This is a genomic window from Rubellimicrobium rubrum, from assembly GCF_006152115.1.
Classification (GTDB): domain Bacteria; phylum Pseudomonadota; class Alphaproteobacteria; order Rhodobacterales; family Rhodobacteraceae; genus Rubellimicrobium; species Rubellimicrobium rubrum.
Genome location: NZ_VDFU01000002.1, coordinates 21,204 through 43,122, shown reverse-complemented (window position 1 = coordinate 43,122; position 21,919 = coordinate 21,204). Strand labels below are relative to the sequence as shown.

Genomic DNA, 21,919 nt, shown 5'->3' with positions numbered 1-21,919 from the left:
GTGCATATCAGGGCAGCCTGTTCTTTCCTGCGCTGACTGGCATCACGAATGGACAACCAGAGATTGTTTATTGGCCGCTGGATTGAGCGGAAATGAAGCGCGCGTCGGATCGAATCTGAAACCAAGATGTGATGTGTTGTTTCTTAACGGCCCTCGACCCCGGCAAGCCTTGACCAAAGAAAGCCCCTTGATAGCGTCGGGCTACAGGGGACAGCCAAGGACATGTCGCAATGGACCTGATCATCCGCAACGCCCGCCTGCCGGACGGGCGCGGACCCCTCGATATCGGCATGGTGGGCGGGCGGATCGCGGCCCTCGCGCCTGGGCTGGGTGCGCAGGCCGCGCGCGAGATCGATGCAGGGGGACGGCTGGCCAGTCCGCCTTTCGTGGATCCGCATTTCCATATGGATGCGACCCTGTCCCTGGGTCTTCCCCGCCTGAACCGCTCGGGCACGCTGCTCGAGGGGATCGCGCTTTGGGGCGAACTGAAGCCGATGCTGACGCCCGAGGCCGTGATGGAACGCGCCTTGCGCTACTGCGACCTTGCGGTGTCGCAGGGTCTCCTTGCGATCCGCACCCATGTGGATGTCTGCGACGACAGCCTGACCGCCGTCGAGGCGCTGATCGAGGTCCGCGCCCGCGTGAAGCCCTGGATCGACCTGCAACTCGTGGCATTCCCGCAGGACGGTCTTTATCGCTCCCCCAATGCCGAAGCGAACCTCCTGCGGGCGCTCGACATGGGTGTCGACGTGGTGGGCGGCATCCCGCACTTTGAGCGAACCATGGAGGATGGGGCAGCCTCGGTGCGTCGCCTATGCGCCATCGCAGCCGACCGGGGACTGCCAGTGGACCTCCACTGCGACGAGAGCGACGACCCCCTCTCCCGTCACATCGAAACCCTGGCCAGCGAGGCGACCCGGCTGGGCCTCGGTGGTCGCGTCGTGGGCTCGCACTGCACGTCCATGCACTCGATGGACAACTACTACGCCACCAAGCTCATCCCCTTGATCGCCGAGTCGGGCATCCACATCGTCCCCAATCCGCTGATCAACATCACGCTCCAGGGCCGTGCCGACACCTACCCCCGCCGCCGCGGCCTGACCCGCATCCCGGAACTGCGCGCCGCTGGGGTCAACCTGGCCTTCGGGCAGGACTGCTGCATGGACCCGTGGTATTCTCTGGGCTCGGCCGACATGCTGGATGTTGCGCATATGGGGGTGCACGCCGTGCCCATGACCTCGCGCGAGGCGATGCGGTGGGCTTTCGACGCGGTCACCGTGAACGGCGCGGCGGCCATGGGACTGCCCGATCCAACGCTGCGCGAAGGCGGCCCGGCCAGCCTCGTGATCCTTCAAGCCCGCGACTCCATCGAGGCCGTGCGCCTCCGGGCCACGCGGCTTTGCGTCATCCGCGACGGCAGGGTCCTCTCCGAGACCGCACCCCGCACCGCCCGCCTCTCGCTCGAGGGAAGGCCCCCGCTCGTGGACGCTGCCGCCTACGCGCCCGACGCTCTCGACTGAACAACAAGAACCGACAGGGAAGATCCCAGATGCTCCGCACCAATCGCCGTCACCTCCTCCTGGCCGCCGCCGCCTCGCTGGCGCTGCCCACGCTGCTGCGTGCGCAAGGCACGCCCGTCCGGGTCGCTGGGGTCCACGCCTCCCCCGTGGAGAACGCCTGGAACAGCCGCGTCCACCTCGCGCTCCAGCAGGCGGCCGAGCAGGGCCTCATCTCCTACGAGTTCTCCGAAGGCATCGCCGCGACCGACTACCCGCGCGCCCTGCGCGAATACGCGGAGTCCGGCGCCCAGCTTGTGTGGGGCGAGTCCTACGCCGTCGAGAACGAGGCCCGCGAGGTCGCCGCCGACTACCCGGAAACAGCGTTCCTCATGGGCTCCTCGGGTCAGCCCGCAGGCGACAACTTCGGCACCTTCGGCACCTACAACCACGAGGCGGCCTATCTTGCTGGCATGCTCGCGGCCCACATCTCGCAGACGGGGCGCTTCGGCTCGGTCGGCGCCTATCCGATCCCCGAGGTGAACCTCCTCATCAACGCCTTCCGCGCGGGCGTGCGCGAGGTGAACCCCGAGGCCACCTTCTCCAACGTCTTCATCGGCGCCTTCTTCGATCCCGCCAAGGCCAAGGAGGCCGCGGTCGCCCAGATCGACGGCGGCGCCGACATCCTGTTCGGCGAACGGATCGGGACGGCGGACGGCGCGCAGGAACGGGGGGCCAAGGCCATCGGCTCGCTGGCCGACTACGCCTCGCGCTACCCCGAGACGGTCTTCGCCAGCGCCGTCTGGAACTTCGGGCCGACCGTCGAGGCCGTCGTGGCGGACATCCAGGCGGGGAACCCCGTGGGCCGCGACTACACAGAGTATTCGTTCATGCGGCACGGCGGGAACGAGTTGACCTTCGATGCTGCCCAGGTTCCCGCCGACGCGATCCCGGCAATGGAAGCCCGACGCGAAGAGATCGTCTCGGGCGCGTTCGAGGTGCCCATCGACGCGAGCGAACCGGCCTGAGCAGGGCCTCCCGGCGTGGTCCCGCCCTACGGCGCGGACCACGGCCTCCGCTGCCCTTGAAAGGTGCGCCCCTCATGACCCCCGTCCTCGAACTCGAGGCCATCACCAAGCGCTTCGGCCCCCTCCTGGCCAATGACGGGATCAGCTTGTCGCTGGGCGAGGGCGAGGTGCTGGCCTTGCTGGGCGAAAACGGGGCGGGCAAGACGACGCTGATGAACATCCTGTTCGGGCACTACCGGCCCGACAGCGGCGAGGTGCGGGTGATGGGTCGCCCCTTGCTGCCCGGACGACCACGCGCCGCTCTCGCGGCGGGGGTGGGAATGGTCCACCAGCACTTCACGCTGGCCGGGAACCTGTCGGTGCTGGAGAACGTGATGATCGGCTCCGAGCCGCTGCTCCGCTTCCGGTCCCGCCGGGCCGAGGCGCGCGCCCGGCTCCTGTCCCTGGCTGAGCGCTTCGGCTTGCCCGTGACTCCCGAGGCGCGGGTGGGCGACCTGTCCGTGGGAGAGCGGCAGAGGGTCGAGATCCTCAAGGCGCTTTATCGCCAAGCCCGCATCCTGATCCTGGACGAGCCGACGGCGGTGCTGGCCCGCCCCGAAGCCGAGCGTCTGTTCGAAACGCTTCGCGGCATGGCGCGCGAGGGCCTGTCGGTGATCTTCATCAGCCACAAGCTGCACGAGGTCATGGCAGCCTCGGACCGCGTCGTGGTGCTGCGCGCGGGGCGCATGGTGGCGGAGCGGGCCACGCGGGACACCACCCCCGCCGAACTGGCCGAACTGATGGTCGGGTCGCGCGTCGTCCGGCCCCGTCGCGACCGCAGGGCCTCCGGCGACGTCGTCCTGGAGGCGCAGGCTGTCACCCTGCGCGAAGGCGAGACGACGCGGCTCGACTGTATCGACTTCACCCTGCGCGCGGGCGAGATCCTGGGCATCGTCGGCGTGTCCGGCAACGGGCAGGCTGCCTTGGGCCGACTTCTGTCGGGGCTGGCCCGACCGACCGAGGGGCGTCTGCTTCTCGACGGGCAGGACCTCTCGGCCCTGGGACCCCGAACGCTCGGGCGCGCGGGTCTCGGCCGTATCCCCGAGGACCGCCATGCCGAGGGCGTCATCGGCGATCTCCCCGTCTGGGAGAACGCCACGCTGGAGCGCCTGCGCGAGCCCGCCTTCTCTTCGGGCGGGTTCGTCCGGCGCGGGGCGGCCCGGACCCATGCCCAAAGCCTGATCGAGCGGTTCGACATCCGGGGCGCGACGCCCGACACACGCACGCGGCTCCTGTCCGGGGGAAATATGCAGAAGCTGATCCTGGGGCGTGTCCTCGCCTCCGGGCCGCGCGTCATCGTCGCCAACCAGCCTACGCGCGGCCTTGATGAAGGGGCCATCGCCTCCGTTCACGCCCGGCTGCTCGAAGCCCGGGCGCAGGGGGCAGCGGTGCTGCTGATCTCCGAAGAGCTGGAGGAGGCGGTGGGCCTGTCCGACCGGCTCCAGGCGATCGTGAAGGGTCGCCTGTCCGCACCCATCGCTGCCGAGGAGGCAGACGCCCGACGGCTCGGGCTCATGATGGCCGGAGTCTGGGACGCACAGAATGCGGCTTGAGCGGCGCAGCCACGTCCCCTTGGCGCTCGCGGCCACGACCCCCCTCGCGGCGGTCGCGGCGGCCCTGGTTTTGGCTGGCGCGTTCATTGCCTTGGCCGGGGTGAGCCCGCTCACCGCCTATGCGGAGATGCTGCGGGGGGCGCTGGGCTCGCGCCTATCGCTGACCGAAATGCTGACGCGCGCCACGCCGCTGATGCTCACGGGACTGGCCGCTGCCGTGGCCTTCCGGGCGCGGGTCTGGAACATCGGGGCCGAGGGCCAGTTCTACGCCGGTGCGCTGCTGGCCGCCTGGGCTGGGCACTCGCTGCTGGCGGGTTGGCCGGCGCCGTTGGCCATCGCCCTGCTGATGCTGGGTGGGATGGTCGCGGGGGCGCTACTGCTTCTCGGGCCCTTGGCGTTGCGGCTCGGCTTTGGGGTGGACGAGGTGGTCACGACGCTGCTCCTCAACTTCGTCGTCGTGCTGTTCGTGGGGCTGATGATCGAAGGGCCGCTGAAGGACCCCATGGCATTTGGCTGGCCGCAGTCGGTCCCGGTGCCGGGCGACCTGAGGCTGCCCGACCTTGTGCCCCGGTCGCGGCTGCATGTCGGGCTGCTCGTGGCCCTGGCCGCCGCAGCGGTCGTTTGGCTGATCAACGCCCGCACCGTCTGGGGCCGGGAGATGAAGGCGGCGGGGCTGAGCCCCCGCGCGGCAGCCTTCGCGGGCGTGTCCCTGCCGCGCACCCTGGTGGGCGTGGCCCTGCTGTCGGGTGGCCTTGCGGGACTGGCGGGCGCGGTCGAGGTGCTGGGCAGCACCGGCTATGTCACGACCACGCTGTCGCCCGGCTTCGGCTATGCGGGGATCGTGGTCGCCATGCTGGCCGCGCTCCACCCGGCCGGGGTCGTGGCCGCAGCGGTCTTCGTGGCGACCATCTTCGTGGGCGCCGACGCCATGAGCCGCGCCACCGGCGTCCCCAGCTTCATCGCCGATGTCATCATGGCGCTTGCGCTGCTGTCCATGCTGGTCGCGCTCCTCTTCACCACCCACAGGATCGCGCGATGAACGACCTTCTCGGCCTGTTTCTGACCGCGAGCCTTTGGGCCGCCGTGCTGAACATCGCCACGCCCCTGATCTTCGGCACCCTCGGTGCGCTCTTGTGCGAACGGGCGGGGGTGCTGAACCTCGGGATCGAGGGGATCATGACCATGGGGGCCATGATCGGCTGGCTGACCGTGTATGGCGGGGGCGGGCTCTGGACGGGTCTCCTGGTTGCGGCAGCGGCGGGGGCGCTGCTGGGCCTGCTGCATGCGGGGCTCACGGTGCCGCTCGGGCTGTCGCAGCACGTGGCGGGGCTGGGCATCACACTCCTGGCCTCGGCGCTGGCCGCGTACCTCTACCGTCTCCTGGTCGAGATCGGAGATCTTCCGCCCACCATCGTGCCCTTCCAGCCCCTCCGTATTCCCGGACTGTCCGACATTCCCTTCCTGGGCGAAGTGCTGTTCTCGCGGACGCCCCCCACTTACCTCGCGCTGGTCGCGGCGCTGGTTCTGGGCCTCGTGCTGGCGCGAACGCCGCTGGGGTTGGCGGTCCGCATGACCGGAGAGAACCCGCATGCGGTGGAGGCGCAGGGGCTCGACCCGGTGCGCATCCGCATCGGGGCGGTGGTGGCCGGATCGGCGCTGATGGGCGTCGGCGGCGCCTTCCTGACCACGGCGGCCTTCAACAGCTTCTTTCCGGCCATGGTGCAGGGGCGGGGCTGGATCTGCATCGCGCTCGTGGTCTTTGCCTCGTGGCGGCCAGGGCGGGCGCTGCTGGGGGCGCTGCTGTTCGCCCTGTTCGATGCCTACCAGCTCCGGCTTCAGGCGGTGGTGCCGGGCGTCCCGTACCAGCTCTTCCTCATGGCGCCGTATCTGCTGTCCATCCTTGCCCTGACTGTCGTGGCCCGCCGGGCCCAGGTGCCCGAGGCTCTTATGGCCCCTTACCGCCGCGGCGAACGCTAGCAAGCGACGGCCGAACGCCCGGTCCGGCGACGTTCCGTCAAACGGAGCGATCTTGGTTGGCGGGTCGCACGCATTACCTTAAGCAACGACGGACCGTACCGCTGGCGACTGCCCCATCCGGCGGGCCCAGGACGATGGGCGCTGCAGGGGGAGCAAGGAAGAGTCGCTTGAAGAAGCCTATCGGACGCATTTCGGCGGGGGAAGCGACGCTCGACGCCGAGCGGATCCTTGCCGTCATCGGGGGACTCGACGAGGGCACGGATCCGTTCGTGGCGGCGGTCCGAGCGACCCGCATGCCGATGATCATCACGAACCCCCGGTTGCCGGACAATCCCGTGATCTTCGCCAACGACGCGTTCTGCCGTCTTACGGGCTACGGCCGCGACGAGATCCTGGGCCGGAACTGCCGCTTCCTCCAGGGACAGGAGACCGATCCGGCCGTCCGTAGCCGCATCCGCGAGGCGGTGAACGGCGCCCGGTCCATCGAGGCCGACATCCGCAACTACCGCAAGAACGGCGAGCCGTTCTGGAACCGCCTCCTGATGGCTCCGGTCTGGGACGCGAACGGCGACCTCGCCTACTTCTTCGCGAGCCAGGTCGACGTCACCATGGAGCGCGAGAGGCTCGCGAACCTCGAGACCAGCAACGCGGCTCTGCTGGCCGAGCTCAGCGGCCGCCTTCTCGACCAGCAGGCCCGAGAGGAAGAGTTGCGCTTCACCCTCGAAGCCGGACGCTTCGGGGCCTGGAGCCTCGATCTGACGTCCGGGGCGTTCGTGTCGTCGCCGACCTGCCGGGAGACGTTCGGCCTCGATCCGGAGAGGCCCTGCACCTATGCCGAACTTCAGGAGGCCGTGCATCCTGCCGACCGGCCCCGGCTGGAGGCCGCCACCGCCCGCAACCTGGCCCAACGGACAGACTTTGAGATCGAGTTCCGCGTCCTCAGCCCCCAAGGCGACGTGCGCTGGGTGGCCGTCCGCGGTCGGCCAGCGATCGCCGAGGACGGCACGCTGCTGCGCCTGACCGGCGTGTCGCTGGACATCACGGACGGCAAGCGGGCGCAGCGGATGCGCGAGGCCCTGGTCCGGCTTGCCGACGCGTTCCGCGACCTCGACGATCCTACCGACATTTCCTACATCGCCGGCCGCATCCTGGGCGAGACGCTGGACGTGGACCGGGCGGGCTATGGAACGGTCGATCTGGTGAGCGAGACGATCCTGGTCGAGCGGGACTGGAACGCTCCGGGCATTGCCAGCTTGGCTGGCCTGCTCCATTTCCGCGACTACGGCTCGTACATAGATGACCTCGCTCGGGGCGAGATGGTGGTGATCGAGGACGCCGAGACCGATCCGCGTACAGTCGCGACGGCTGACGCGCTTACGGTCATCAATGCCCGAGCAGTGGTCAACGTGCCGGTGGTGGAAGGGGGGCGCACGGTCGCGCTGTTCTACCTCAACCATTCCCGGAGCCGGTCCTGGCTTGTCGAGGAACTGGCCTTCCTGCGCGACGTGGCCGAGCGGACGCGGGTCATGGTCGAGAGGCGCCGCGCCGAGCAGGCCCTCCGGCTCGGGAGCGAGAGGCTGCGCTTCCTCGATGCGCTGGGCCGCGAGACGGCAGCGGCGCCCGACGCCGATGCCGTGATGGCCATCACCACGCGCATGCTGGGCCTCCACATGGGCGCGGCGATCTGCGCTTACGCTGACATGGACCCCGACGAGGACGGTTTCACCATCCGGGGCGACTGGGCGGCGCTGGGGTCGAAAAGCATCGTCGGACGCTACAAGCTCGCGGCCTTTGGAGAGACAGCCGTGCGCAACCTGCGGGCGGGCCTTCCCCTGGTGGTGGGCGACGTCCAGGCCGAGCTGTCCCCGGACGCCGCAGCGACCTTCGGCAGCATTGGCATCGCTGCCACGATCTGCATGCCGCTGGTCAAGGAAGGGCGGCTGGTCGCGTTGATGGCCGTTCACCACGCAAGGCCGCATGGCTGGGCCGCGGCCGAACGTGCCATGGTCCGTGACGTCACCGACCGGTCCTGGGCCCATGTCGAGCGGGCCCGCGCCGAGGCCGAGCTGCGAGCCAGCGCGTCGGCCCTGCGCGAACTCAACGAAACGCTGGAACAGCGCGTGCAGGAGCGGAGCAGGCAGCTCCTTGAGGCCGAGGACGCCTTGCGCCAGTCTCAGAAGATGGAGGCCGTGGGCCAGTTGACCGGTGGGCTGGCGCATGACTTCAACAACCTGCTCACCGGCATCGGCGGCAGCCTCGAGATGATCGGCGCCCGGATCGAGCAGGGGCAGCCCCATGCGGTCCAGCGCTATCTGACCGCCGCGCAGGGCGCGGTGAAGCGGGCGGCGGCGCTGACCCATCGGCTCCTGGCATTCTCGCGACGGCAGACGCTCGATCCCAAGCCCACGGACGTGAACCGGCTGGTGCGGGGGATGGAGGAGCTGATCCGGCGCACCGTGGGGCCCTCGGTATATCTGGAGGTCGTGGGAACCGGCGGGCTCTGGCCGACGCTCGTGGACCCAAATCAGCTCGAGAACGCCCTGCTCAACCTGTGCATCAACGCCCGCGACGCGATGCCGGATGGCGGACGACTGACCATCGAGACGGCGAACCGCTGGCTCGATCCACGCATGGCCTCGCAACTCGACCTCGGGCCGGGCCAGTACATCTCGCTCAGTGTGAGCGACACGGGAACAGGCATGTCGCCCCACGTCGCCGCCAAGGTCTTCGAACCCTTCTTCACCACCAAGCCCCTGGGCCAGGGGACCGGGCTTGGCCTTTCGATGATCTACGGATTTGCCCGCCAGTCGGGCGGGCAGGTCCGGCTCTACTCGGAGGAAGGGCAGGGCACGACCGTGTCCATCTACTTGCCCCGCCATGCCTCCGAGATGGAACTCGAGGTGGACCTGGACGGCGACCGGGACAGGCCCGCCTCCACCGGCGATGGCGAGGTGGTGCTTGTCATCGATGACGAGCCGACGATCCGCATGCTGGTGCGCGAGGTTCTGGACGAGGCCGGCTACGCGGCGCTCGAAGCGGCCGACGGGCCGTCAGGACTTCGGATCCTGCAGTCCGACGCACGGGTGGACCTGCTCATCACCGATGTGGGGTTGCCGGGCGGCTTGAACGGACGGCAGGTCGCGGATGCGGCCCGTCTGGTCCGGCCCGAGCTCAAGATCCTGTTCATCACCGGCTATGCCGAGAACGCGGTGATCGGCAACGGCCAGCTCGACCGCGACATGTCGATCATCACCAAGCCGTTCCAGATGGAAGCCCTGACCCGCAAGATCCGCGAAAGCATCGAGGGCTGACGGATGGGTGGCAGGGCCGCGCCGTCCCCCTAGGTTCCCCGATGACCGACGGCGGGCTTTGCGTCCAGCCCGGCGCGCGAAAGGGCAGGGACGCCGGATGAGCCGATACCACATCGTCACCACGTGGCGCATCGAGGCGTCCTTGGAGGAGGTGGCCGCGATCCTTTCGGACATCGCCGGCCTCACGACCTGGTGGCCCTCAGTCTACCTGGCTGTTGAGGAAACGGCCCGTGGCGATGCAACGGGCGTCGGCAAGGAAGTCGCGCTCCTTACCAAGGGCTGGCTCCCCTATACCCTGCGCTGGAGCTTCCGGGTGATCGAGGTGGACCCGCCACGACGGGTCGTGCTGGTGCCCGTGGGGGATTTCACCGGGCGCGGCGAATGGACCTTTGCGCAGGAAGGTCCGGTGGCGGTGATCCGTTACGACTGGGAGGTCGAGGCGCGCAAACCCATGCTGCGGGCGCTGACCTGGCTTCTTCGCCCGGTCTTCACCGCCAACCACAACTGGGCCATGCGCAGGGGCGAGGACAGCCTTCGGCTGGAGGTGATCCGCCGCCGCGCCGGCACCGCGGCCGAGCGGGCACGCGTCCCGCCGCCGCCCGGCCCGTCGCGCTTGACCTTCCGCCGGGCGATCAGGTCGGTCGGCGCAGCGCGAGGGAGCCCAGGAAAAGGTGCAGCATGAGGGGGTCGAGCGGCTTGTAGAGCGTCTCGACCCCGATCCGCTTGGCTTGGGCGGCCAGCTCGGGCGCGCGGTTCGCGGTCACGATCCGGGCGGGCACCCGGCCGAGCCTGCGACGTAGCGCGCGAATGGCCTGCACGCCCGTTTCCTCGTCGTCGAGCTGGAAGTCCACCAGCAGCGCATCGGGCCGCAGGCCTGTCTCGTCCAGCCGCTCCATGGCTTCCTGCTCGGAGCCCGCGTCCAGGACCTTCACGCCCCAGCTGCCCAACAGAAGGCCCAGGGCACGGCGCATGTCGAGGTCGTTCTCGATGACCAGGACGGTCAGGCCCTCGTGGCGCCACCCTCCGCCGGACGCCCGCCGGGGCGCGGCGGGAAGGTGGCTGCTCCGCTCGGCCAGCGGCACCGTCACCGTGAACACCGTGCCCCGTCCCGGCTCGGAGGCCAGGGTCAGGGGATGGCCCAGCATGGCGCAGGCGCGATCCACGATGGCAAGGCCGAGGCCCAGCCCTTCGCTGGCCGACGCGCGGCGGCCCAGGCGATGGAACTCCTTGAAGACGCTCTCCTGCTCCGCTTCGGGGATGCCGGGGCCGGTGTCGTGGACCCCGATCCGCACGGAACCACCGACCCGTCGCACCCCGACAAGGACGCGCCCACGGTCCGTATACCGGATCGCATTACCGATGAGGTTCTGGAGGATGCGCCGGATATAGGTCGGGTCGGTCGTGATGCGGAACGCCGACGGGCGGATCGTGAGCTGTAGCCCCTTCAATGCCGCAGCCGGCGCGAACTCGTCCCGAAGCTGCGTCAGGAGAGCGCCCAGGTCCACCGTGCGGATGTCGGCGGCGGCGCGCCCGGACTCCAGCTTGGAGATGTCCAGCAGCGCCTCGATGATGTCCTGCACGCTGCTCAGCGCGTTCTGCGCCTTGTGCACCACCTCGCGGTGATAGCTGTCGGACAGTTCCTCTCCGATCGAGGACAGGTAGAGCTTGGCCGCCGAGAGCGGCTGGAGCAGGTCGTGGCTTGCTGCCGCGACGAAACGGGTGCGCGAGGCGTTGGCCCGCTCGGCCACGGCGAGCGCGTCCTCCAACTCCAGCGTCCGTGATGTGACGCGCGCCTCCAGGAGCTCGTTGGCCTCGTGCAGGGCGCGCGCGGCTTCCCTTTCGGCGCTGACATCGGTCAGGCTGATCACGAAGCCGCCGTCGGGCATCTCCTCAGCGAACACGTCGAACCACTGACCCTCGCCGCGCCTGATCTCAAAGCGGAGCGGCTTGCGCCCGCCGTCCTGACGGACCCAGGCCAGGACGTCCTTGGGCGAGACGTCGGGTCCGAAGCTCGTGCCCGACTGGAGCCGGCTCAGGATCAGGTCGAAGTCCATGCCGGATCGCAGATGGGTGAGGGGCAGGCCCAGGAGCGAAGCCATTCGCCGGTTGACCCCGGCCAGCCGTCCCCGAGGGTCCACGATGCAGACACCCTGCACGATGTGTTCGAGGGTCGCTCGGATCAACCGCGCCTGGTCATCGAGGACCTTACCATGCTCTTGCCGCTCGGCCCGGATGATGTCGGACACGTCGGTCTGCATGATGACCGTCTGCCCGCCCGCCATCCGGTGCTCGCTGACCTGGACCCAGCGTTCTCCGGCCATGCGGACGTTGAAGATGACGTGCATCTCGCCATGGCGGGCCATGCGGTCCACGGACCATTCGGCTCGCGTCATCCCGGGCGGCAGGTCCAGATAGGCGCTGCGGCTGACCTCCTCGACGTAGCCTGCAAAGGTCAGGCCCGGCCGAAGCGCGTGCCGGATGTCGGGCAGGTGCATGGCAAAGCGCGAGTTGCACAGCACCATGCGGTCGTCGGGGTCGAAAAGGGCAAACCCCTCTTGGATCGTCTCGATCGCGTTGGCGAGGTCCGAGCGCGCCCGCTCGGTCTCTCGGCTGGCGGTGGCAAGGCGGGCGTTGGACTCATTGAGGAGATCCAGCGCGTGCTCGAGGTCGCGCGTCCGCTCGCGCACCTGATCCTCAAGAAGGACGGCGCGCTGGAACTGGCTGTAGGCCACGCCACGGTCGTCGTCGATCTGCTCCACCCGCTTCATCAGCGCCTCGCAGATGCGCAGGAGCTTGTCGTTCTGCCGTTCCAGCGGTTCGGACGGGTCGATCAGCGCATTGGGTGGCATCCGTCAGGCCGGCTCGCGCGGTGGGAAAATGGCGACGCCGGTCATGGTCTGGTTCACATGCATGCCGTTGATCTGTTCGCCATAGGTGGAAAAGCCCACGACGCGGTGCTTGGCCAGGATCGACGACAGGGCGCGGGTCTGCTGGGTTTCCTGGGCCTCGACGCGCCGCAGGATGCAGTCGCAGGCCCAGATCGCCTCGGGCTCGCGGCCTTGGCGGATGCGCGACAGCTCTCGGTCAAGATGCTTGGCCATGTCCTCGGCCTCGGCCAAGGTGAGCACCAACCCCTCGTCGATGGCCGAGAAGAAGACGAGGTCGCCGTTGTCCAGCACCTGCTGGATCGCGCGGACATGGTGCGTGCCACCAAAGCGGACCACCACCGGATGAGCCGCGAAGGTCATGGGGGTGAGCTGGTCCGGGTCCTTGCCCAGCACGCGGGCGTATTCGCGGGCAGCGGGCTCGGCATTGATCTGACGCACGATCCGGCGGGCGGGATCGGCCTCGGTCACGACCATTCGGGTTTGCGACGGCTGCAGGTGATCAAGGCTGAAGACCTGCACCTCGCAGTCGGTGCGGATCATGCACAGCACGGCCGCATGGCGGCGCGGCTCGGCCCCCAGGGCCACGAAGGTCTCGCGGAAGTGGCTGCCGTCGCCCGCCGATCCGCCAAACAGCGGCACGGCCCCCGCCCCGGCTGCCAGGGCCGATACGAGTTCGTCCTCGCGGACAGACAGCCCGTCGACTAGCAGGAAGGCGAACTCGGTGGGCCAGCGCGGCTCCTGCGCCATGAGGGCGGTGCGGGCGCGGATCATGTCCGCCACCAGATGCTCGCTGTTGATGGCATCAAGGTCGGGGATGAGGATCGGGGCCGCGATGAAGTTGCTGCGCGGCAGCCCGACGGCAACGATCGCCCCTTCGGCATAGCCCTGGCCGCCGAGCTCGCCTGCCGTGGTGCAGCCGACGGTGACCGCGCCGGGAAAGCGCCGGACCGCTTCCGCCATCACCGCGGGGAAATCCGCATCGGGGCTGACGAACAGCGCGACGAAGGCCAGGTCCGGACCCAGGTGCTCGGAAAGGCGGGTCAGGGCTTCGGGGTGGTCATGCGCGACCTGCGCCGAGCGAACCCGCGGCATGTCGGGGCACGGCGCCAGACTCAGGGCCTCGCTCCCTTCCATCGTTTTCCTCCCCAGCGGACCTGTTATGATTGTGGTCCGGTCCGGGGGGGATCGTAGCGGCTGCCGTATCAGTCGTGCAAGATCGTTGAAAAGCTCACCTCGCGGGCCAGCAGCACGGCCTGGGTCCGTGTCTGCACGCCCAGCTTGCGCATGATCGCCGTCACATGCGCCTTGACCGTGGCGTCCGCGATCGAGAGTTCATACGCGATCTGCTTGTTCAGCTTGCCTTCGCAGATCAGTTCGAGGATCCGCGCCTGTTGGCGCGTCAATTGGGTCAGGCGGCGGATGACCTCCTCGGGGCCTGTGGCGGGGCTTTCGCTTTCCAGCACGACACCTTCGGGCACGAAGACGTGACCGGCCGCGACCTGGGCCAGGGCGCGCCGGAACACGTCGCGCTGGCTGTGTTTGGGCACAAAACCGGCCGCCCCGGCCTGGATGGCGGCCGCGATCATGCGGTGGTCCGTCAGCGACGACACGATCACAACCGGCACCTCGCCCGCAGCGGCCTTGAGCCGGATCAGGCCGTCGAGCCCGCTCACGTCCGGCAGGTTGAGATCGAGCACCACGAGGTCGATCCCGTGCCCCGCGTCCATTCGGTCCAGGGCGGCCGACAGGCTGTCCGCCGTTTCGGTCCGGGCCACGCCCGCCACGGCGCGCAACGTCATGGACAGCGCGTCGCAAAAGAGCGGGTGGTCGTCCACCACCAGCGCCGTTTCGAAGGTCCGGGGCAGAGAGGCGAGAGGGCTGGCCTGCATGATGGGGCGTCCGGAGGGTTGAATCGTCCCAAGGTTAGCAGCCGACCTCCTGCCCGGATATGCCCACAAAGGTCGGAGACCGGAAAACGGAACCGGCGCGCCCTTGGGGACGCGCCGGACAGTGTTCTTGGCTGGCCGAGTTACTGGCCGAGTTACTGGGCCGAGGCGAGCTGCTTGGGCAGGCGGAACGTCCAGACCATGCCGCCCTGGTTCAGGTAGTTGACCCGGTTGGCGACCTCGCCGCCCCAGAGAGGTACGGCGCCGCCCCAGCCGGAAACGACCGTGACGTACTGCTCGCCGTCCTGCTCCCAGGTGACGGGCTGGCCGACGATGCCCGAGCCGGTCTGGAAGGACCACAGGGTCTCGCCGGTCTCGTCGTCCAAGGCCAGGAACTCGCCTTCCGGTGTGCCGAAGAACACGAGGCCGCCTGCCGTGGTCATGACGCCGCCCCAGAGCGGCGCATCGTTGTGGTACTCCCACTTGATCTCGCCGGTATCGGGGTCGATCGCCTTGAGCGCGCCGATGTGGTCCTCGAAGATCGGCTTGATGGTGAAGCCAGAGCCCAGATAGGCCGCGCCTTCGCGGTAGGTCACGGGCTCGTTCCAGATGTCCATGCCCCATTCGTTCGAGGGCACGTAGAAGTTGCCCGTGCGCTGGCTGTAGGCCATGGGCATCCAGTTCTTGCCGCCCAGGAAGGAGGGCACGGCGAAGACGGTCTCGCCCTTCTCGCCTTCGGCCGCGGCGGCCGGGTCGCCCGGACGGTTGTCCTCGTTGTAGATGGGGCGGCCGGTCTCGTCCATGCCGCTGGCCCAGGTGATGTTCTGGACGAAGGGCGTGGCGCGGAGGAAGGCCCCGTCTTCGCGGTTCAGAATGTAGAAGAACCCGTTCCGGTCAGCGGTGGCGAGGCGGCCGTTCCCTTCGCGGTCGGTGTAGGGCACGACCTCGTTGACGCCGTCGAAGTCCCAGCCCTCGCGCGGGGTGGTCTGGAAGTGCCACTTGATCTCACCGGTGGCGGGATCCAGGGCGATGCGCGAGGCGGCGTACAGGTTGTCGCCGGTGTTGCCCTCGGCGGGCTTGCCCGCGCCGCGCAGGTGGCTGTTCCAGGGAGAGGGGTTGCCCGCGCCGAAGATCAGCGTGTCGGTTTCCGCGTCATAGGAGCCGCCAAGCCAGGTCGCGCCGCCGCCCGTCTGCCACATGTCGCCCGGCCAGGTCGCGTTCAGCGTCCCGGTCATGGTCGAGGGCTCGCCGTTCAGCGTGCCCATGTGGCCTTCGATGGTGGGACGGGTCCAGACGATCTCGCCGGTGTTCACGTCGCGGGCCTGCACCTCGCCCACGATCCCGAACTCGCCGCCCGAGTTGCCGGTGATGACGAGGCCGTTCACGATCAAGGGCGCGGCGGTGTAGCTGTAGCCCGCCTTGTAATCCGCGATCTCCTTGTTCCAGATCACGTCGCCGGTCTTGCGGTCCAGCGCCACGAGCCGCGCATCCAGCGTGCCGAAGATCACCATGTCGCCGTAAAGAGCCGCCCCGCGGTTCACCACGTCGCAGCAGGGCAGGATTCCTTCGGGCAGGCGCGCGTCGTACTGCCAGATCTCCTTGCCGGTCGCGATGTCGATGGCATAAAGCCGGGAGTAGGATCCCGTGACGTACATGATGCCGTCATAGACCAGCGGCTGCGTTTCCTGCCCGCGCTGCTTTTCGCCCCCGAGCGAAAAGGCCCAGGCGGGCACGAGGTTCTGGACGTTGGTGCGGTTCAGCGTTTCGAGGGGGCTGTAACGCTGGAGCGTCTGGCCCATGCCGTTGGTGACGATGTCGCCCGTGGTCGTCGCGTCGTTGGCGATGTCCTCTTGCGTCACCTGCGCCTGGGCCGCGCCGACCGCCAGCAGGCTGACCGTGGCGGCCAGCATCAAACGTCTCATGTGATCCCTCCCGATTGTCGTAACGGCCTTGTCCGGCGCCCTTGCGCAGGCGGGCCTTGGCTGCACTATCCGGGGGGCGACGGGGGCGGCATATTGCACGTTGGTCGTAAAAGGGGTGTCGCGGGCCTGCGGCTTTGGTCGTATACCGGGCCGGGGCTGGGCTGGTAGGCTTGCCCCGAAGCTTTGGGAGGAGCGTCATGACCATCCGCCACGTAGCCTTGGGTGCGATCAGCGCCGTATGCCTGTCCACCGCCGCTTTCGCCCAAACGCCGACGCCGGTCCTGAAGGCTGGCGTGCAGGCCGCGGGCACGGTGATGTGGGAGCTCGACACCATCGAGCATAACGGCTTCGACGCCGCCAATGGCTTCGACCTGCAGATCCAGGAGCTGGCGGGCGCGCCGGCCACCCAGACGGCGTTCCTGGCCGGCGAGGTGGACATGATCGTGTCCGACTGGCTTTGGGTCGCGCGCCAGCGGGCGGCTGGCATGGACCTCGTGTTCCTGCCCTACTCCAAGGCGGTGGGTGGCCTCATGGTTGCCGCCGACAGCCCCGCGCAGTCGCTTCAGGACCTCGCGGGGGGGAAGATCGGCATCGCGGGCGGGCCGGTGGACAAGAGCTGGCTGATCCTGCGGGCCTTCGCGCAGCAGGAGTACGGCATCGACCTCGCCGCCGAGACCGAGCAGGTCTTTGGCGCGCCGCCCCTGATTCACGAGACAGCGCTGTCGGGCGATCTCGATGGCGCGATCAACTTCTGGCATTTCCAGGCCAAGATGGAGGCCGCGGGGATGCGCGAGCTTGTGTCCGTCGAGGATGCCGCGCAGGCGCTGGGCCTCGACCCCGAGACGCCGCTCCTGGGCTATGTCCTGCACGAGGAAACGCTGGACGCCCATCCGGGTCTGGTGGATGGGCTGGCGGCCGCATCCCGCGAGGCCAAGGAGCTGCTGGCCAGCGACCTGGGCGCCTGGGAGCGCATCCGTCCCATCATGAACGCCCAGAACGACGAGGAGTTCGAGCAACTCCGCGAGGGGTTCCTCGCGGGCACGCCCGCGCCCGGCCCCGTGGACGAGGCTGCGGCCGACAAGATGCTCCGCCTGATGGCCGAGCTGGGCGGCGAGGAACTGGTGGGCAACGCCACGACCCTGCCTGAAGGCGTGTTCGTGGGCACGGGCGGCTGAGGCCGCCCAGAGCCCTGTCTTCGATCCCTCCGACAAGCCGATCGCCCCGAGCGGCATCCGCCGGGGCGTCGCTGCATCAGAACAGGGGCGCGTACTTCCAGTTATCCGCGTCGGGGGTCACGACGTCGAGGTCGTAGCCCGAGCCCACTAGGCGCTGCGCGTCCGTGACCCCCTCGGCAGCGGCCCGGTCGATCAGGTCGCGTCCCCGCTCCTCGTCCAGCGCGGTCCCGTGGCCGCGCAGGAGGTCGAGGCCGTGGTTGAACATGCCGATGGGGTCGCCCGCCTCGGCCGCCCGACGGTTCCACTCGGTCGACGCGTCCGGGTCGTAGTCGCCGCCGAAGCCGTTGTCCTCCAGGTAGCTCATCCAGGTCATGGCGCCGGTGTAGCCTGCCTCCGCGCAGGCCTCGAAGGTCTCGCGCGCGATGGCGTGCTGGCCGGACTTGGTCATCAAGTACCCCGAGGCGCAGGTGGTCATGTCCACTTCGCCGCGCCGGGCGTTCTCGACCATGCGGTTCAGGGTCATCTCCTCGGGGTTGGTGGTCCCGTATTCGTCGGCAAGCGCCGGGGCGGCGAGGAGGATCAGGGCCGTCGCGCGGAGGATCATGGCAGGCTCCTTGCCGGAAGGGGTCGCGTGAAGGGTAGGGCGAGCGGCCCCCTAGGTCACCACGCTTATGGTCGTAGATCGCGCGAGCGCCTGTGCGTCAGGGGCGCAGCGCCGCCCCCCAGGGGAAACGGCCGACCTTGATCGACCGGCGCGCCTCGCGCGAGGCAACGTCGATCACGGTCACGTCCCCGGAGACGCCATTGGTGGTGAAGAGCTTCGTGCCATCCGCGTTGAACGTCATGTGCCAGACGCGCCGCCCGACCAGGATGTAGTCCTCGACCTCGTAGGTCTGCGCGTTCACGACCGCGACATGGTTCGACGGCCCCAGCGCCACGAAGGCCACGGATTCGTCCGGCGTGAAGGCGAAGCCCACCGGCTGGATCTGGTCGGGATGCACGCCGGTGATGTCAAAATGCAGCTTCGCTTTCTCGGCCTGGGTCGCCACGTCGAGGACGGTCACCGTGCCGCCGATCTCGGACGAGACCCAAAGCTCCTTGCCCCCTTTGGTGAACTCCGCATGGCGGGGCCGCGTGTCCACGAGCGTGTTCGCGAAGGCCTCGTGGGTCGCGGTGTCGATCCAGTGAGCCATGTTGGTCGTCTCGGAGGTCGTGATGGCGATCGCGCCATCCGGCGAGACGGCCATTCCTTCCGGCTCGATGCCCACATCGATCTGGGCGACGACACGACGGGTTCTGACATCCACCACGGTGGTGATGGCGTCGTCCTCGTTGGCGATCCATAGGTGCTGGCCGTCGGGCGCCAGCGCGAACTGCTCCGGATCTTCGCCGGACGGGAGGTCGTGCAGGATCTCGCCCGTTTCGGGGTCCATGACCTGCACGGCGTCGCTGTCCGAGGCGCAGATGTACACGACGCTCCCGTCATGGGCGAAGGTGATGCCGCGCGGCCTCTCGCCTGTCTCGATGGTGCGGACGACCTCAAGGCTTTGGGCGTCGATGACGCTGATCGTGTCGTCGAGTTCGTTGGTGACCCAGATCTCCTCGGCCATGACGGGCGGGGCGAGGAGGAGCAGGGGGAGGATCAGGACGCGCATGGGATCACCTCTCAAAGGCGCTGCAGCCGCTCTCGGGCCGGTCGCGGCCCAGGGTGTCGAGCTCGTTCACCTGGTGGAGGAAGGGCTCGAACGGGGCCATGCCGATCATGGCGCGCGGTTGCACGACCGCGATGGGCTGCCGCAACTGGCCGTCCCAATCGCGAAAGGACAAGGGCCGGCCCTTGAAGCCGTCGAGTTCGAAGTCGGGCGACAGGAGATAAGCCCGCAGATCCGCCGGATCCGCGGAGCCGGTGCGGGTGACCCCCTCGCCGATGCTGCGGACGGCTGCCCAGGCGGCGTAGTCGGCCGGGCGCATGGGGCGCCCCGCAAGGTCCGCGAACCGCGACTGGAGCTGCGATGCGCCCCAGTTCTCCAGCACCGGGGACCAGGCGACGGGGGTGATTCCCTCGGAGCCGCCGACGGGACGCGGCTCCCAGGTGTTGAACAGCACGTAGCGGCCGAAGTCCCCGATCTCGTCCGCCACAAGCAGGACGTCGTGGTCCGCCAGGTCCTGGGTGAGAAGCGGAATCTCGGCCTGCGCGGTGCGGCCGAGGTCGCCCTGGAACTCCCAGGGGCGGTCGTCCTCGAGCGACAGCCCGAACCTCTCGGCCGAGCGGCGCAGCGCCTCGGCCCAGGCCTGGTCGGCAGGGTAGGGGCCTGCGAGCAGCGCCACGTCCGTCCACCGGCGCAGCTGGAGGAACTGCGCCAAGGCGTCCGCCCGCATCCCCAGCGATGGGACCGTATGGAGCACGTTCGCCCGGCAGTCGCCGTCCCGCAGAGCATCGTCCGGCGCGCCGACGTTGAAGATGAGCGCGCCCTCGGCCTCGGGCAGGTCCGCCACAGCGAGGAGGTCCAGGGCCGGGGCGTCCAGCACGACGAGCCGCGAGAGGGCCAGAGCCTCCCGCGCGGACTCGAGGACGTTGCCGCCCACAGGCACGTCAAGCACGGTCAACTGGTAGTCCTGCCCCAGGAACCGCCCCGTCGTCGCGTTGTCGTCCCGCCCGAGCGTCGCTCCGGCGATGCCCTCGTCCTCCGGCACGGGGTCGAGGTCCGAAAGGACGGGAGGACGCTCCACCTGCTGACGCAGATAGACGATGGGGACCGGCAGGTCCTCGGCCCTTGCATGAGTCGCGCAAGCCAGGACGGCCAGCAGGATGGCTCCCGCCGTCGCGTATAGCATGGTGTCCTCCTTGGGCCGTCAGGATAGCGGCTGCCCGGTCCGGGCGAACCGCGACCATGGTCGGAGCCCCGAAGCGCCGCGATGCCACCAAGGTCGAATGGCAGCATCGCTGACCCGCCGGGTAATCTGGATGCAACGGCGCCCCGCACGAAGGCACCCCCGAGGAGGACGACACCATGACCATCACCACCGCTCGCTGGCCGCTTTCGGCCGGGCTGATCCTTGCCGCCGGCCTCGCCTTTGCCCATGGCGACGTGGCCCCACAGCCTGTCAACACCGATGCCCTCCCGGATGTGGGCGAAGAGTGGCTGACCGAGAACCCCTACCGCTCCATGGAGCCCGAGGTCTTTCAGGCTGCCATCGAGATCGGGGACTCGGGCTTCAACCAGAACTGCGCGCGCTGCCACGGGCTTGGGGCGATCTCGGGCGGTCTCGCGCCCGACCTGCGGTTCCTCGAGGCCGAGGAGTACGGCGACGAGTGGTTCGCCGAGCGGTTCCAGCACGGCATGACGCAGAACGGCATCACCAAGATGCCCGCCTTTGGCGAGATCCTGGGCCAGAAGGCCGCCTGGGCGATCCGCTCCTATATCGAGACGCGCCCCGACGACAGGCAGGTGGCCGAGGCGGCGCCGGCCCTGACCGCGATGCGCGACAAGCTCGCTTCCTTGGCCGAGGATCCCGCAGGGGCGAATATCGACGCGCTGAAGACCGAACTCATGGACATCAACGCGGGCTTCGAGACGCTGTCGGGCGCTCCGGTCGCCGACAGCGCCGCCGCCGCCGCGGCCCGGCTCATCGATGGCACGCCGGCCGCCTTCCACGAGGCTGCCGAACTCCTGACCGTGTCGCTGTCGGCCGCTCACTGAGATCATGCGGAGGCGCGCCGCCTTTCTTGGCCTTCTGGGTGCTCTGGCCCTGCCCGGCGCGGCCCTCGCGCGGTGCGAGGGGGTCGTGCCGGGGCAGCGCGTGCAGAACGCCGATCGCGACTTTGTGGGCCAGGATCTCGATGAGATCGTGGAGCGGGGCTGGATCGAGTTCGCCGTCTACGAGGACCTGCCGCCCTATTCCTGGGAGGAGGGGGGCGAGCCGCAGGGCATCGACATCGGCCTGGGCCGCATCATTGCGGAAGCCCTGGGCGTGGAGCCCCGCTTCCGCTTCGTGACCTCGGGCGAGAACCTGGAAGCGGACCTGCGCTACAATGTGTGGCAGGGCTTGCCGATGGGCGGGGCGGACAACATCGTGGCGAACGTGATGCTGCACGTCCCCTATGACAGCACCTTCGCTTGCCGGGTGGAGCAGGTCGTCTTCAGCGGTCAGGCCTATCGGGAGCAGGTGGCGATCGCCTACAGGCAGGATGTCTACCCCGAGGATGTGCCCACCCCCGCCTATTTCCGCTTCGACCTGGTGGCCGTCGAGAACGACACCATCGCGGATTTCTATCTCGCGTCCTTTGAGGGCGGGCAGATGAACGCGAACATCCGCCGCTTCCCGTCCATGGCCCTGGCGATGGAGGCCCTGAACCGGGGCGACGTGCCCGCCGCCATGGGCCCCCGCGCGATGCTTGAGGCTGGGGCTGGTAGTGGCGTCCTGGTAGCCACGCCGCCCCTGCCGGGCCTTGCGGTGGGCGCCTGGACGGTGGGCATCGCCGTGCATCACTCGCACCGGGATCTCGGCTACGCGGTGGACGATGCCATCGCGGCCGCCTTGGCTGACGGCCGGGTTGCCGCCCTGTTCGAAAACGCGGGGCTAAGCTTCACGCCGCCCGAACGCTGAAATCGGTCCGTCTCCTCCCTGTCGGGCCCACCTTGC

General features: G+C 68.9%; 17 protein-coding genes. 10 read left to right on the top strand and 7 right to left on the bottom strand.

What is annotated here, in order from left to right; translation table 11 throughout:
* Positions 1-230: 230 nt before the first annotated feature.
* The 7 genes from FHG66_RS01960 (at position 231) to FHG66_RS01930 (ending at position 10,086) form a co-directional block, all read left to right on the top strand.
* Positions 231-1,520: an amidohydrolase family protein gene (locus FHG66_RS01960; RefSeq protein ID WP_139075014.1), complete on the top strand. Its 1,290-nt coding sequence runs from the start codon at positions 231-233 to the stop codon at positions 1,518-1,520.
* A 29-nt stretch (positions 1,521-1,549) separates the two neighbouring features.
* On the top strand, positions 1,550-2,524 hold the full coding sequence (locus tag FHG66_RS01955; RefSeq protein WP_139075013.1) for a BMP family protein: 975 nt from the start codon (positions 1,550-1,552) through the stop codon (positions 2,522-2,524).
* Between the two features lie 74 nt (positions 2,525-2,598).
* The gene (locus FHG66_RS01950) at positions 2,599-4,116 is read left to right on the top strand and encodes an ABC transporter ATP-binding protein (protein WP_139075012.1); all 1,518 of its coding nucleotides are present in this window, start codon (positions 2,599-2,601) and stop codon (positions 4,114-4,116) included.
* Entirely contained in the window at positions 4,106-5,155 is a 1,050-nt protein-coding gene (locus tag FHG66_RS01945; RefSeq protein WP_139075011.1) for an ABC transporter permease, read from the top strand. Before FHG66_RS01950 ends, FHG66_RS01945 begins: the two co-directional genes overlap by 11 nt.
* Positions 5,152-6,093 (top strand): ABC transporter permease, encoded by a 942-nt coding sequence (locus FHG66_RS01940; RefSeq protein ID WP_139075010.1) that lies wholly within the window; start codon positions 5,152-5,154, stop codon positions 6,091-6,093. The genes FHG66_RS01945 and FHG66_RS01940 overlap by 4 nt, the downstream gene beginning before the upstream one ends.
* Positions 6,094-6,260: 167 nt before the next feature.
* Entirely contained in the window at positions 6,261-9,404 is a 3,144-nt protein-coding gene (locus tag FHG66_RS01935) for a PAS domain-containing protein (protein WP_218013774.1), read from the top strand.
* Between the two features lie 97 nt (positions 9,405-9,501).
* Positions 9,502-10,086 carry an SRPBCC family protein gene (locus FHG66_RS01930; RefSeq protein WP_139075008.1) on the top strand — a complete coding sequence of 195 codons (585 nt, stop codon included), beginning with the start codon at positions 9,502-9,504 and terminating at the stop codon, positions 10,084-10,086.
* Here FHG66_RS01930 and FHG66_RS01925 read toward each other — a convergent pair.
* From FHG66_RS01925 to FHG66_RS01910, 4 genes are all read right to left on the bottom strand, one after another.
* Positions 10,037-12,253: a hybrid sensor histidine kinase/response regulator gene (locus FHG66_RS01925; protein ID WP_139075007.1), complete on the bottom strand. Its 2,217-nt coding sequence runs from the start codon at positions 12,251-12,253 to the stop codon at positions 10,037-10,039. The two genes, FHG66_RS01930 and FHG66_RS01925, sit on opposite strands and share 50 nt — an antisense overlap.
* 3 nt (positions 12,254-12,256) lie before the next feature.
* The gene (locus tag FHG66_RS01920; RefSeq protein ID WP_139075006.1) at positions 12,257-13,426 is read right to left on the bottom strand and encodes an FIST N-terminal domain-containing protein; all 1,170 of its coding nucleotides are present in this window, start codon (positions 13,424-13,426) and stop codon (positions 12,257-12,259) included.
* Between the two features lie 68 nt (positions 13,427-13,494).
* Positions 13,495-14,181: a response regulator transcription factor gene (locus FHG66_RS01915; protein ID WP_139075005.1), complete on the bottom strand. Its 687-nt coding sequence runs from the start codon at positions 14,179-14,181 to the stop codon at positions 13,495-13,497.
* A gap of 152 nt (positions 14,182-14,333) precedes the next feature.
* A complete protein-coding gene (locus tag FHG66_RS01910; RefSeq protein ID WP_139075004.1) occupies positions 14,334-16,100 on the bottom strand; it encodes a PQQ-dependent methanol/ethanol family dehydrogenase in 1,767 nt (588 codons plus the stop codon).
* A 197-nt stretch (positions 16,101-16,297) separates the two neighbouring features.
* On the opposite strand from FHG66_RS01910, the gene FHG66_RS01905 reads away from it, so the two are divergent.
* Positions 16,298-17,275: an ABC transporter substrate-binding protein gene (locus tag FHG66_RS01905; RefSeq protein WP_139075003.1), complete on the top strand. Its 978-nt coding sequence runs from the start codon at positions 16,298-16,300 to the stop codon at positions 17,273-17,275.
* 76 nt (positions 17,276-17,351) lie between these two features.
* Here the strand turns inward: FHG66_RS01905 and FHG66_RS01900 are convergent, their stop codons facing one another.
* The 3 genes from FHG66_RS01900 to FHG66_RS01890 form a co-directional block, all read right to left on the bottom strand.
* A complete protein-coding gene (locus FHG66_RS01900) occupies positions 17,352-17,879 on the bottom strand; it encodes a tetratricopeptide repeat protein (protein WP_139075002.1) in 528 nt (175 codons plus the stop codon).
* A 97-nt stretch (positions 17,880-17,976) separates the two neighbouring features.
* Positions 17,977-18,930: a YVTN family beta-propeller repeat protein gene (locus tag FHG66_RS01895; protein WP_139075001.1), complete on the bottom strand. Its 954-nt coding sequence runs from the start codon at positions 18,928-18,930 to the stop codon at positions 17,977-17,979.
* A 4-nt stretch (positions 18,931-18,934) separates the two neighbouring features.
* Positions 18,935-20,110: an ABC transporter substrate-binding protein gene (locus tag FHG66_RS01890; RefSeq protein WP_139075000.1), complete on the bottom strand. Its 1,176-nt coding sequence runs from the start codon at positions 20,108-20,110 to the stop codon at positions 18,935-18,937.
* A gap of 176 nt (positions 20,111-20,286) precedes the next feature.
* Between FHG66_RS01890 and pedF the strand changes: the two genes are divergently transcribed.
* Both pedF and FHG66_RS01880 read left to right on the top strand, forming a co-directional pair.
* On the top strand, positions 20,287-20,976 hold the full coding sequence (pedF, locus tag FHG66_RS01885; protein ID WP_139074999.1) for a cytochrome c-550 PedF: 690 nt from the start codon (positions 20,287-20,289) through the stop codon (positions 20,974-20,976).
* A gap of 4 nt (positions 20,977-20,980) precedes the next feature.
* Positions 20,981-21,883, top strand: coding sequence for a substrate-binding periplasmic protein (locus tag FHG66_RS01880; RefSeq protein WP_139074998.1), 903 nt, complete (start codon positions 20,981-20,983; stop codon positions 21,881-21,883).
* Positions 21,884-21,919 lie beyond the last annotated feature (36 nt).